9 protein-coding genes are annotated in these 12,650 nt (G+C 53.8%); 7 read left to right on the top strand and 2 right to left on the bottom strand.

Translation table 11 applies throughout. The features are described from left to right. The first annotated feature begins 14 nt into the window (after nucleotides 1-14). From OXG87_13170 to OXG87_13160, 3 genes are read left to right on the top strand one after another with little or no spacing between them, the layout of a single operon-like run. Nucleotides 15-833: a hypothetical protein gene (locus OXG87_13170; protein MCY3870504.1), complete on the top strand. Its 819-nt coding sequence runs from the start codon at nucleotides 15-17 to the stop codon at nucleotides 831-833. 37 nt (nucleotides 834-870) lie between these two features. Continuing rightward, entirely contained in the window at nucleotides 871-2,331 is a 1,461-nt protein-coding gene (locus OXG87_13165) for a sulfatase-like hydrolase/transferase (GenBank protein ID MCY3870503.1), read from the top strand. A gap of 20 nt (nucleotides 2,332-2,351) precedes the next feature. Next, on the top strand, nucleotides 2,352-3,335 hold the full coding sequence (locus OXG87_13160) for a hypothetical protein (protein MCY3870502.1): 984 nt from the start codon (nucleotides 2,352-2,354) through the stop codon (nucleotides 3,333-3,335). 61 nt (nucleotides 3,336-3,396) lie between these two features. Here OXG87_13160 and OXG87_13155 read toward each other — a convergent pair whose 3' ends face one another. Beyond that, on the bottom strand, nucleotides 3,397-4,443 hold the full coding sequence (locus OXG87_13155; protein MCY3870501.1) for a hydroxyacid dehydrogenase: 1,047 nt from the start codon (nucleotides 4,441-4,443) through the stop codon (nucleotides 3,397-3,399). A gap of 280 nt (nucleotides 4,444-4,723) precedes the next feature. On the opposite strand from OXG87_13155, the gene OXG87_13150 reads away from it, so the two are divergent. From OXG87_13150 to OXG87_13140, 3 genes are all read left to right on the top strand, one after another. Further along, nucleotides 4,724-5,530, top strand: a complete 807-nt coding sequence (locus OXG87_13150; protein MCY3870500.1) for a phytanoyl-CoA dioxygenase family protein — start codon at nucleotides 4,724-4,726, stop codon at nucleotides 5,528-5,530. A 174-nt stretch (nucleotides 5,531-5,704) separates the two neighbouring features. Further along, nucleotides 5,705-7,933: a sigma-70 family RNA polymerase sigma factor gene (locus tag OXG87_13145; protein ID MCY3870499.1), complete on the top strand. Its 2,229-nt coding sequence runs from the start codon at nucleotides 5,705-5,707 to the stop codon at nucleotides 7,931-7,933. Nucleotides 7,934-8,181: 248 nt separating this feature from the next. After that, a complete protein-coding gene (locus tag OXG87_13140; GenBank protein MCY3870498.1) occupies nucleotides 8,182-9,108 on the top strand; it encodes a hypothetical protein in 927 nt (308 codons plus the stop codon). Nucleotides 9,109-9,132: 24 nt separating this feature from the next. Here OXG87_13140 and OXG87_13135 read toward each other — a convergent pair whose 3' ends face one another. Beyond that, nucleotides 9,133-10,542: a sulfatase-like hydrolase/transferase gene (locus tag OXG87_13135; protein ID MCY3870497.1), complete on the bottom strand. Its 1,410-nt coding sequence runs from the start codon at nucleotides 10,540-10,542 to the stop codon at nucleotides 9,133-9,135. Between the two features lie 154 nt (nucleotides 10,543-10,696). On the opposite strand from OXG87_13135, the gene OXG87_13130 reads away from it, so the two are divergent. Beyond that, nucleotides 10,697-12,631, top strand: a complete 1,935-nt coding sequence (locus tag OXG87_13130) for a polysaccharide lyase family protein (GenBank protein ID MCY3870496.1) — start codon at nucleotides 10,697-10,699, stop codon at nucleotides 12,629-12,631. Nucleotides 12,632-12,650 lie beyond the last annotated feature (19 nt).

Below are 12,650 nucleotides of genomic sequence, written 5' to 3'. Positions count from 1 at the left end.
CGGGGGTAGAATCAATGTCCAATCTGGATCCGATTCGCGTGCATTATGTTCGGGAATTCACCCGGTTGAGCCTTTGGTACGCGAACAAACGGCTGCGGGAAAACCCTGGAGACCTGGAAGATACCGTTAACGTGCGAGTCAATCTGTACCGGAATACCTCACTCTACAACGGCAACCACCATCCGGCAGCGGGAGACGAAGATCTCGAATGGAACGTCATTGTAGGGCAGTTGGGAGAAATCTTCGACAAGTATGGTAATGATAGTGAATCCGTGGAGATCAGGGGACTTGCGATCCTCTGGCCACTTATGGAAGCGCGCATTCGCAAGTTGGGCAATGAACAGCCCGGACCTGGCGATCGTTCACACGAATGTTGGAATTATGACTACAAGCACGAGGACTCGTTGAGTCTTCATATTGCCAATGTTTACCAGCCAAAATCTCCCCTCAGTGATATGCACATACAGTTTGCGGCATCGCTAATCAGGCTGCTCAGAGATTCGCAAGTACGTCGGCCGGAAGTAAAAGTGGTTCGATGCGGCAGTTGGTTGAATTCGGCACCGCGGTTTCAAATGCTGTTTCCCGACGCCTGGATTCAGAGCGCTGAGAGAAGGACAGAGATGCGATACACGATGGGACACTGGGGGCAGTTCATGGACCGGCGGGGTGATTTTCACGAAAAGAACGGGGCATTTTTCCGGCGTACCGGCGAGATGCCCTATCCCAGCTCTTTGTGCAGGTGTAAGATTGATAGGGTTCTCGACCACCTTCACGAGACCTTTCCCGAAGCTGTGGCATATAACGATCAACTGGGATATGTTCCAACGGCTTAAGATGCCGCCATTGACAACTCGCAACGAGGTGACTTCGATGAATGTCGTTTATATCATGACCGATCGGCACAACCCTGAGTTTTCTGGTTGTTACGGTAGTCCCATTACCCGTACGCCTCACATCGATGCGCTCGCCAGGCGAGGAAAGAGATTCGACAGTGCCTATTGTCCAAGTCCTCTGTGCGCGCCTTCGCGGGGAGCGATGATGGCGGGACGGTATGTCCACGAGATCTCCACCTGGGACAATGCGTTTCCCTATTCAGGAGTGCCCAGAGGCTGGGGGCATTACTTTGCAGAAAATGGTGTCGTGCTTACGACCATTGGCAAGCTCGATTACAAACCGGGCAGTGATGCTGGAGTGGAAGACAGTCGTCTGGCCAAGACACGGGAGAGTCTGGACGTACACACGCTGTTCGAAGAGGGCCGTGTGCAACCCCGATACCACCACCTGCATCGATTGCGGGAAGCGGGTCCTGCAAGTGGGCGTGGGGAACACCAGCACGACGCGCAGGTCGCGCAAGAAGCGGTACAGTGGCTGATGAATGAACGCCCGCAAGATCGCCCCTGGGTCCTGATCGTGAATATCAAACAGCCCCATCCCGGATGGAATCCGCCACAGGAGCTATGGGATTACTACGATCCGCTGGTGCGAACCGAAGACCTGGACGAGCGCTACTCGGAACCCATTTCTCGACTACACCCCTTTCACCGGGATTTTGTTCGTTACACGTGCAGCGATCTTTGCACACCCGAAGAGTTGCGCCGTGGTCTGGTAGGCTACCACGGCATCTGTGAGATGGCAGATCGCAACGTGGGACGCGTGCTCAGAGCCATAGACACCGAGAATCTCTGGGATTCGACGCTGGTCGCCTATGCTTCGGATCACGGTGGCAGCATGGGGGCACATCGCAATTCCGGAATGGGATCGATGTATGAGGATTCAATTCGCGTACCCATGATCGTGGCTGGACCCGGCATAGAGTCAGGAGGGTCCGAGCCTGCACCCGTTTCACATCTCGATCTTTTCCAGACATTCTCGGAAGCCCTGGAATTGCCTTCACCAACACACATGCGGGGGACATCCTTGCTGGGATCCTTGAGGGGCGAACCGGGTGCAGCGCTTCCCGAATTCGCGATCAGTGAATTCCATGGGCCGGGCCTTCCGGGAAGCGCATTTGCTCTTCGATCGGGTTCAGATAAATATGTGGCGTGCGTTGGGGAAAGACCGATGTTGTTTGACCTTGCAGAGGATCCTTTGGAGATGCAAGATCTTGCGGAGCGTCCCGAGGCGTCTCAGAAACTGGCTCGGCTTCGGCGAATTCTATACCAGGTGTGCTGCCCGGAAGCGATTGATCAGAGGGCAAAGGCGGACCAGCAGGCGCTTCGCGAAGAACTGGCTAAAAGTGGAAGGCTTGTGGAGGAGTTGTGGAAACGAGGTTACGAACGGAATCCAGAACGCATGATTCCACGGCCGGAATTTGTCGTGCAAAAACCGTGAGATGATAAAGGTTTCTCGATATGTCACCTATCATACCACCTGACATCCAGCCAGCATCCACATCTGACCTTGCCGACTCAGATATCCGTGCAAAGCTCATAGAGCTTCTGGGACTGGCTACAATCCCCGACAGCGTAGATTTCACAACCTCAGAAACGCGCGAAACCGGAGACGTTCGCGTCACCCACCTGAGCTATCAGAACTCACTGCGCGAAACCGTTCCCGCCATCCTCATGGAACCGCCTGGACATACGGGAAAATTGCAACCGGGAATCGTATGCATTTCTGGCACATCCGGCTCTGCAGAACGGGTCGCGCATCCACAATTCCATCAATCTCCCGATGGTCCATTGATTGGCTGGGGACGTGAACTCGCGCGAAGAGGGTTCACGACACTGGCCCTCTCGATCAAAGGCACAGAAGGAAGGCGCCGCAGCATTGAAGAATGGGCAACCGAGAACAAGCTCCTGGCTCCGTATGGACGAAGCCAGATGGGCATTCTCGTCGAAGAAACACTCAGAGCCGCTCGAATTCTTTGCGCGACAAATGGCGTTGACAAAAGCCGCATTGGCCTGACAGGCATGTCGCTTGGCGGCAACGCAACCTGGTATTCGATGGCGTGCGCACCCTGGATCGCGGCAGGCGTAACTGTCTGTGGTGGCCTTGGCAGCCTGGCCAGCGTCATTCACCATAGTGACAACGAACGACACAGTGCTTATTACTACATCCCCAACTTCCTGTGTCACTTTGATCATCCGCGCGTCGTAGCCACCTGCATGCCCCCGCGACCCTTTATGATGATCTCGCCCACCCGGGACGAAGACATGCCGCGTCAAGGCGTCAATGCCCTTATACCCGTTGTAAAAAAAGCCTATGTAGCAACAGGGTACGATGATCATTTCAAAGTCTATCAACCCGACGGCAATCATCGCTTTCTCGTTGAGTACTTCGATCAGATGGTCGCGTGGTTTGACCATTTTCTGCTTTCACCCAAAGAGACTTAAAAAATGAAGACCATAAATATTTGTCCTTTAGGGTGGGAGTAATCACTAAACCGACCTCTTTTTAATAAGTGGCGGGGCGACGGCCACTGCGGTCGTCCAGGGTGCGCTGGGTCAATTCGAAATAGGGCTCAAAGCCGTGGAAAAAGCGGTCCAGTTCGTCCACCATCAGCTCGAAAAAGCGCCAGTAGGCGGCCCGGGTGACGCCGGCGATATGGGGCGTAAGGAATACATTGTCCAGCCCGGTTATTTCGTGGCCGTCGGGGATAGGGTCGGGGTCGAAAACATCGAGGCCAGCGATAATATCGCCGCGCTTGAGGCGTTCGACCAGGGCGACCGAATCAATGATGGGACCGCGGGAGACGTTGACCAGTACAGCCCCCGAGGGGATCAGATCCAGTTCTGCCCGACCGATCATGCCCTGGGTCCCGGGGGTCTGCGGGGCCAGACAGACAATCGCATCGGAGCTCGACAGGACCTGTTCGAGTGAGGTCAGGAGAAAGCCCAGAGCTTCGGCCATGGTTCCAGGCAGGTAGGGGTCGTAAACCTGAATGGCGACCCGGAAAGGGCGCAGCAATTCTATTAGGCGACGGCCGGCATGGCCGCAGCCGATCAGTCCCACGGTCTTGCCGGTTAATTCGCCGCGCAGGAAGCTGGGGTTGTCGCGGGTTTTGCGGCAATTTCCCTCCATGTAGCGGCGCAGATAATAACCGGCGTTGCGCAACGATACGAGAATAAGGCCCAGGGCCCACTCAGAGACAGGGTAGGACGAGCCATTGGTGGTGTCAACAACGCGGATATCCCGTTGCCAGGCCGCCTCCACGTCGATGCGCTCGGCGAAACGATCGCCGTTCAATTCGCCGATGAGGCGTAGCTCGGGGGCCTGTTCCATGAGTTCGGGGCCGATATGGGGCGCCCCCGAATAGACGACCAGGGCCTGGACGGACGCCAGCCGTCGCGACAATTCGGTCTGGTGACCGGACTGGACCTGACCCGCTTCACAGGGGAGCCATGTCCAATTCGCAAAGCTATCCAGGCGCTCCAGATCGGCCGGGGCCAGATAGAGATCGCGCTCGGGACCGCCCAGCACCAGGATTTTGGGATCAGCCATGGAAGGCCTCCTGGAAATCTACTCGCTGATCTGCAGGTATGCAAAACGACAAACGCGCCATGGGTTTCATAGACTTAAGCCTCAATAGGGTTGGGAACTGGGCAAGATCATAACAAAAACTTAACAAAGTTTAGAAACTGTTCAAAGATGATTTTACATCTCGCCCACTGCCGATGGTGCGTGAGTGTTCGCGGTGGGACTATGACAACAACGGAAAATAGCTTCTTTGATTCTAAGGGGTCCAAATTCACTGTTTTGACGAAAGGCAAGGCTGACGATAATGACCGAAGAACAACGCTATCTTTTTGATCTATGCGGTTTTCTGCACCTGAAGAACGTCCTGACTCCGGAGGAACTGGATGCGGCTTCGGAGGCTGCCAGGCGCTACATCGACAGCGCACCGGAAGACCTGCCGCCGCATTTCGGACAATCAGAAAATCTCAAGGGCTTTGCTCACGGCTTCGCCTTTGACCGGGCGCTGGAAAATCTGGTCTTTCTGCCCGCAGTCTGGCCCATCGTGCTGGAGCTGACAAACGGCAAACCTATGCTCGCCAGCGGTACCCTCATGGTCGACGATCCCGACGGACACACCGAGGCGAGTCCGCTGCACTGCGCCCGCGACGACTACGGCTTTGAGAGCGCCCGTTACGAGATACATCAGGGCCGTATCTATTGCGACGACTTTGTGGTGTTTCCCTACCTGGACGATGTACATCCAGGTGATGGCGGGCTCCTCGTGCTCCCGGGTTCGCACAAAAGCCAGTTTGACCGGCCACCGCAGCTATTTTCCCAGGGTCGCATCGAAGGAGAAGTACCGTTGGGAGTCATCAATATCACGCCCTCAGCTGGGGATGTGGTCATTATACCCGAATGCCTTACCCACGGGGTCCTGCCCTGGAAACCCGTCGATCGCCAACGCCGGGTGTTAACGTTGCGCTACCGCCCACACCACCGCCAGCCCGGCCGTCCCATTCCTGAGGCGGTCAAAGAGCGGCTGGCGCCCGAAACACTCGAATTGCTCGAAACGGCGCACTACACCGACAAAAAGGAAATCGCCACTCGACAACGGGTGTGCCTCAGCCAGTAATCACTTGATTTTCTCACCAAACCTGCCTCATCTTCTTCACACATGCATTTAATCAATCTCGTGGGCAAATTCTCTCTGTTTGAAAACAAACCGTGTTCAAAAATAATTTCTTTGACCATGTAATATTTTTTGACCCAAATGGGACTTAAATATAGGAGGCCTTCTACAGTATTTATGGAAACACCAAAGACAAAAAAGTTAGACACCCTGGTTCGAGCAGCTCAGTTGGGCAAAAGCGAAGCTTTCGGGCATATTGTTTCTCGTTACCAGAGCATGGCATATGCCAGCGCTTATGCTCAGACCGGCGATTTTCACCTGGCTCAGGATGCCGCACAGGAAGCTTTTATTGAGGCTTTTCTCTGCCTGGATACTTTGCGAGAACCCGCTGCGTTTCCGGCCTGGTTTCGCCGCTTTGTGGTTAAACACAGCGACCGCCAACTGCGCAAGTCGCGGCCTCTAATGATGGATCCAGCAGAGATTCAAACCCTGCCTTCAGATCTGCCCAATCCAGAGGTGCTTTTCACCCAACAGCAAACCCGCCATGAAGTGCGAGACGCCATTAATGCTTTGCCGAGCGCACAACGCGAAGCCATTGCCCTCTTCTACCTGGAGGGGTATTCACAAAAGGAAATCGCGAAGTTCTTGGGTGTGTCGGTCGGAACCGTTGGGAAACGACTTTACGATGCCCGAAAAGGGCTGAAAAAAAGGATGGAGAACATGGTCAAAGAAACACTGCAACAAAACCAACCAGACGAATCGTTTGCTACGAGAGTGCGATTCTTTATCGCTTTGAAACAGAGAGATATAGAAACAGCTTCAACATTGTTAGACGCCGATGCTTCACTCGCCCAGGCTGAAGCCGATTGGTGGACAGGCGCCGACCAGAATGTCAACCCGGGAACGACACCCATGACATGGGCGACATCGGTCGGTGATGAGCCCATGGTGGATCTATTGCTCAAACATGGGGTAGACATAAACACCGCAGACAAGGGCGGAAACACCCCACTATTGAATGCAGTTATGCAGGGACAGCACCAGATGGCTCAAATGCTGCTGGACAGAAAGGCCAACGTCGAAGCGAGAGGCTGGTGTAAACACACGCCATTGCATCGCGCAGTGATGCGCGGCGACGAGGTCCTGGTAGAACTGCTTCTCAATGCAAATGCCGAAATCGAGGCCGTAGATGCAAAAGGCTATACCGCCACTGACTGGGCAGCGCTAAAGGGCCGCCAGAATTTGGTGAATCTTTTGGTGAAGCGCGGGGCAAAAAAGCCAAGTGTTCCCGTACGCAAACCATTGGAAAAAACAAAACCTGTATCTCAATCTCGCTCAGTCATTGCCGGTGCTTCGGTTCTCGGACGCATGATAGATGCAGACTGCGCACCCATAGACAGCGAAGATCCAATAAGCGATTCGGAGCAACAGCTTGTATGCGGTGGGGTTAAAGACGCTGTTTTGCCGATTCTTGAAACCGGCATTAAGGCCGTAGATCTTTTTGCGCCATTTAAGCGGGGTGGCCACGTTGGTGTGGAGAAGTGCATTGGTGTGGGCGTACTGATGCTGGGTGAGCAGATTGCCCGCAACTTTATTGCGCAACATAATGGCCGAATCGTTTTTGTGGGATTTGCCGGAGAAGATCCAGCGGTGAAGTTTAAAGAATGGCGGGAGTTCGTTTGCGATGGCAAGCTGTTAGAAGAGAACACCGTCTTTGTACTGGCTCGTGAAAAAGACGCTGAAACCAGGCACCACCATGTTGTTGAAACAGGCCTGACCATAGCCGATGGCTTTCACAACCAGGGCCATAATGTCCTGCTGATCGTAGAAGCTGGATTGGCGCAAAAAAAAGGCATCATCCCATTTCTCAGATCGCGCGCGCTCGTCACACCAGAAGCAGCCATTACCACCTTTTATTGGGGATGTCAACCCTCAGATCTCAATGGTAATACTTTCGGTTTTTTAGATGCTGTTATTGCCATGAGCGGTCACCGAGCCAAGGAGGCTCTGTATCCAGCAATTGATCCTCAGCGGTCGCGCTCAATCCTTCTGAGTGACAACCGGCTTGAGATGGCTCACAAAGAAACGGTGGCGCAGGTGAGACAAACGCTTGTGCAATACGATAACCAGAATCTACAGGCGGCATTCAAAGAAGGGCGTCTGGTTGAAAGCCTGATTGATGAAAATATAAGAGATCTTGCATTACGCGCCCGGCGTTTGGCCCTCTTTCTCACACAACCCTATCACGGTACAGAATCTTGGATAGGCAAGCCGGGCGAAACCGTGGCTCTGCAAGATACGCTTGAAGGGTGCAGGCAAATTCTGGATGGCTGCCACGACGACGTGCCCTTAGGCTCATTTGGATTTATCGGTAGCATCAATCAGGTGCAGCGCAATTCGGATTGATGCCTCCGGTCGGTTTTTTATGGCGTAATACATAACAAAAAAATGCCAATCGCTGATTGGCATTTTTTTGTGACTACATTTTGAGCATTCACGCAAACCCTGCAAAGGAAATGTCAACTCCCTGCTTTTTTTGACATCAGGCTCAGAACACTCAGCAAATTGAATTGCCAGCAAGCGATTAACGTATTAACATGCCTTATCCCAACAACCTGAAGGAAAACCGCAATGACAGAAAGGAGTTAGGTGCTATGAATCGAGGACGTCCAAACCTGGAGCCTGATGCGGGCAAAATGTTACCGACAACCAATGCCGATGGGCTCCCGGTCATTCCTATGACCGAAGAGCACAAGTACCTGTTTGATATGAAAGGCTGGATTTGCCTGCCGGGATTGGTTGAGGGCGATCAGTTGGCAGAGATTCACGAACACCAGATGAAGCTCGTTAAGGAGCCTGAGTCACTCCCGCCAGAAGAACGGAATCCGGTGGGAGGACCTTCTCAAGCACTGCTGGATCATCCCGTGATTGTCGGGATTTTGAATGAGATTGTTGCAAGTCAGCAGTTGGCAACCGAGGACTGTTATGGGTTTACATTTGAGCGCACACGCACTGACTATCGCGAGGTGGGATACGATCAATTCAAGCCTCACGGGGGCAGCGGCTATTTCAATCTCATCGGAAATTCACACATCTACCAGATGCTTCCAGGCAAGGTGCATTCAGGTTTGACACGCGTGGTTTGGGAATTGAATGAGATCGGGCCGGGTGACGGGGGCACCATGCTGGCTTCTGGTAGCCACAAGGCAGCATTTAGCCGACCTGAGTCATTGAGCAACCGCGAGAGCGAAATTTGGGATACATATACATGTCCTGCAGGTTCTGCGCTGATCTTCACAGAAGCACTATGCCATACCGGTACTCGGTGGACAAACAAAAATCGCCAGCGGTTGAGCTTATTTCACCTCTACAATGCCGTAAATAGCAGGTGGGGAGGTCGTAGCGTACCCAAAGAAGTGATTGCTACAATGCCGCCAAAACGGCAAACGCTGTTTCGCGCCGTGTGGGTAAGCGGTGGGAATAACATACGATACAACAGGTATTATGACGAAGACAACGCGGCTTTTGGGGATGAAAATAGCGAAACGCGTGCTTCTGATCAGAGAATCGTTGCTAATTAGACGTGCAGGTCTCGGAGGCTGTTTTCAAAGGTTCACGCTGTCCATGACAAACGCGCTGGCAGCGAGGCGACGAAGCAGCGTGTCCCGCATCTCGTTTTCCGTATCCCGATGCTCGGGATCGCCGATCAGATTGTGCTGCTCATCCGGGTCCTGCTGCATGTCGTACAGCATGTACCCCCTGCCGTGCTGATCCATGACGTACTTGTGGCGTTCGGTTTTCACCATCGTATTGCGCGAACCGCCGTAGAAAATCTCTGACAACACCTCGGTGCGGTGGTGCGCGGTCGGATCCGCGAACAGATGCCCCAGCGACTGCCCAAGGGACATCTGCAACTGGTCGAGCCCCAAGGCTTCCAGCAAGGCAGGGCCGACGTCAATGGTTTCCACCAGTGCGTCGCAGACAGTACCGGCCGGTATCCGTCCGGGCCAGCGCAGGATCAGGGGGACCCGCAATGCAGATTCGTGAAAGGTGCGTTTGAACACCCTGCCGTGATCGCCGGTCATTTCGCCGTGATCGGACCAGAACACGACGCAGAGATCATCGAGCCAGCCACGTCGTTCATACGCCGCAAGGATCTCACCGCACCAGTGATCGACGAATGTGATCTTGCCATCGTAATTTGCCCGGATCGCAGCGGCGATTTCGGCGGTCAGGCCCGGCTCCGTCTTGAAGTCCTCCTTTTGGGCGACCTCGTCGGGGAGCGTGGCGGGGCGTGGTGGCACGCCGATGGCGGGTGGCGAATCGGACGGATCGTACATGGTGGCGTACTTCCCCGGCGCGTCCCACGGGTCATGTGGTCCGGGGAAATTGACGAACAGACAGGTCGGACGGTCCCCGGGCGCAGAATCGACGAACTCGACCGAGCGCCTGCCCACGTACCCGTCCATGTGGTCGTCCTCCTCAAACACCGCCGGTTTGACGAGCTTTGGGTCGCGAACCCGTTCGCGCGTGTCGCTGACGAAGAGCTCGAACAGATCTTTCTCGCGCAGGTAGTCGGTGAAGTACGAGTCCGAGTTGAGACTCCCCCGCGGTCCACCGAGTTCGTCAATGTCGTCAAAGCCGAGCGCTTGCAGATACGGCTCGCCTTCGCGCAAATGAGACACCTTCTTGTGGCTCCAGAGGTGAGACTTGCCCACGGTTGCCGTGTGGTAGCCAGCGTCCCGCAATTGGGAGAATAGCGTCGGGTAGTTGATCGGCAGTTCGCCGCGGTTGTACCAGATGCCGTGGTTGTGAGGGTAGGTGCCAGTGATGAACGACACGCGCGACGGCTGGCAGACCGGCGACACGGTGTGGCAATTGCTGAACCGCATGCCGTCGTTGGCAAGCGAGTCAATGACCGGCGTTTTGACCCGTGGATGACCGGCGCAACCCATAGAATCCGCCCGTAGCTGGTCCGCCGTAAGAATGAGTATGTGTGGTCGTTCTTGTGTCATATGTATTCTTCCCATTGTTTCGAGTTCAGTCCGCGCTACCGGATCGGTGTAGCGCAAGACAACGTGAGTGTAGAACTACTGGTATAATAGTACATACAAAAATGAACCTCAATCAAGATATTTCGTTGTGCAACACTTCATAGAAAAACACAAAATGTTCAAAAAGATTGGATTTGGCAGATTCGCGGCGTGCATTCTGCTTATATCCATCCAGTGTATGATCAGCACGCCGGTTTTCGCAGAGGCTTCGATGCTTGTTGAATCTGGCAATAGAATCATCCTCGAGAACAATTCCGTTTCGATGACGATCCAAAAATCTACGGGGCGGATTATCTCGTTGGAACATCAGGGGGACTCTCTCCTATCTCCCAGGCAGTTTGGATATTTCACCATCCTGGCCAGTTATGTCGATGATTCGGATACAAACTATATGGCGGGTAAAGAGTCGAGTGCGAGGGCAAAATTTTTGCGCGACCAAAACCCCGAGTTCAACATCCACGTCAACAACCCGGAAATGATCGATGTTTCATTCACCCCCAAACAACCCGCAGGTTTCCCGTTCAAGATGGAACTCCATTATGTCTTGAGAGCGGGTGATTCGGGGTTCTATTATTATGTTGTGGCCAGCAAACCCGGGGATACGGGCGACGCCGTACTGACACAGCTTCGTTTTGGGATGCGCCTAAACGATTCGATGGTGAATATCAGGGTCAATGACAAACTCTCTGGTGTGATTCCGGATAGCAAGGCAATATCCAGCGCAAAGGGCATGGTGATGGATGCCACACATGCGCTCCAATCGGGAGAAGTGGATACAAAGTATAACTGGTCATCTCCAACTCAGGAGGCTCTTGTACACGGTTTGCACAATGGAAAGCAGGGCGTGTGGATGGTCACGCCGAGCAATGAATACCTCTGCGGCGGTCCGACAAAACAACACAATACCAGCCACGCGACTGATCGGGGTCCGATCATCCTGAAGCTGCTCTATTCTCACCACTACGGCAGCAGAGGGGATTACGTCAGCGGTAAATGGGAGAAGATCTTCGGGCCGGTATTTGTTTATATGAACAAAGGTGAAGATGCCCGGCATTTGTGGTATGATGCAAAGCGCGAGGGTGAAAAACACCGAAAGCACTGGCCCTACAGCTGGCTACAACATCCGGAGTACCCGATCGACAGGGCTGTGGTTACGGGACAATTCAAAGATACGGGTCTGACACACCACAGCAATGGATGGGTCGTTCTGGCGCGGCCCCAGGAATATCGAGGACTGGACTGGCAGCAGCAAGGCGCAGAGAACTACATCTACCGCGCCAGGATGGCGGCTGATGGTTCCTTTGCAATACCGGCTGTCCGAAAAGGAAGATATACGCTTTATGCATTTGCCCCTGACATGATTGGCGAGTTTAGAAAAGATGACGTCACGATCGACGCAACCGGCGAAGTCAAACTCGGCAGTCTGCAGTGGTCACCCCGTTCTTTCGGCAAGTTGCTCTGGCGTGTCGGAAAACCAGACCGAACTGCTGCTGAATTTCGACGCGGAGATGACCATCGCCACTGGGGGCTATGGTTCAATTACCAGAAGGATTTTCCCGAGGATGTCGATTTCGCGGTCGGAAAGAGCAAAGAGCGAAGCGACTGGAATTATGCACAGATGGCAATTTGGGAAGAGAAAGGCGGATGGCAACCCCGCATACAGCCTGCTGACCGGACTGGAGAAGGCAACTGGCGACTGCCTGCCTGGAAGATCCGATTTCAATACGATGATAAGCCAGTGTCCGGACGTGCGACCCTCACAATCGCCCTGGCGGCGGTGAATCGCGATGGGGGTATCGCTATCGGCCTCAATGGCAAACCTCTGGACGAGATTACCGGTTTGGAGAACGACAGTGCGCTTCCTCGCAGTGGCATCTACGGGCGCTTCAGTGAGCACTTTATTGCGTTTGATGCGTCGCTGTTGCGTGCAGGAGAGAATGTGTTGACACTCGACCTCCTCCCACTAAAAAAACACCGCGGACAACGACAGAACTATCCTCACTTTGGCGTTATGTACGATTATTTGCAACTGGAAATCGATTTACAATAACCAACTTAAAACAGGAGCA

The organism is Gemmatimonadota bacterium, assembly GCA_026706845.1.
GTDB lineage: Bacteria > Latescibacterota > UBA2968 > UBA2968 > UBA2968 > VXRD01.
This window is presented reverse-complemented; position numbering and strand designations above follow the sequence as displayed.

Coding starts and splice junctions, on each gene's coding strand:
- OXG87_13140 (MCY3870498.1), top strand. CDS start 8,182: ATGAATCGAGGACGTCCAAACCTGGAGCCTGATGCGGGCAAAATGTTA.
- OXG87_13170 (MCY3870504.1), top strand. CDS start 15: ATGTCCAATCTGGATCCGATTCGCGTGCATTATGTTCGGGAATTCACC.
- OXG87_13160 (MCY3870502.1), top strand. CDS start 2,352: ATGTCACCTATCATACCACCTGACATCCAGCCAGCATCCACATCTGAC.
- OXG87_13155 (MCY3870501.1), bottom strand. CDS start 4,443: ATGGCTGATCCCAAAATCCTGGTGCTGGGCGGTCCCGAGCGCGATCTC.
- OXG87_13145 (MCY3870499.1), top strand. CDS start 5,705: ATGGAAACACCAAAGACAAAAAAGTTAGACACCCTGGTTCGAGCAGCT.
- OXG87_13165 (MCY3870503.1), top strand. CDS start 871: ATGAATGTCGTTTATATCATGACCGATCGGCACAACCCTGAGTTTTCT.
- OXG87_13130 (MCY3870496.1), top strand. CDS start 10,697: ATGTTCAAAAAGATTGGATTTGGCAGATTCGCGGCGTGCATTCTGCTT.
- OXG87_13135 (MCY3870497.1), bottom strand. CDS start 10,542: ATGACACAAGAACGACCACACATACTCATTCTTACGGCGGACCAGCTA.
- OXG87_13150 (MCY3870500.1), top strand. CDS start 4,724: ATGACCGAAGAACAACGCTATCTTTTTGATCTATGCGGTTTTCTGCAC.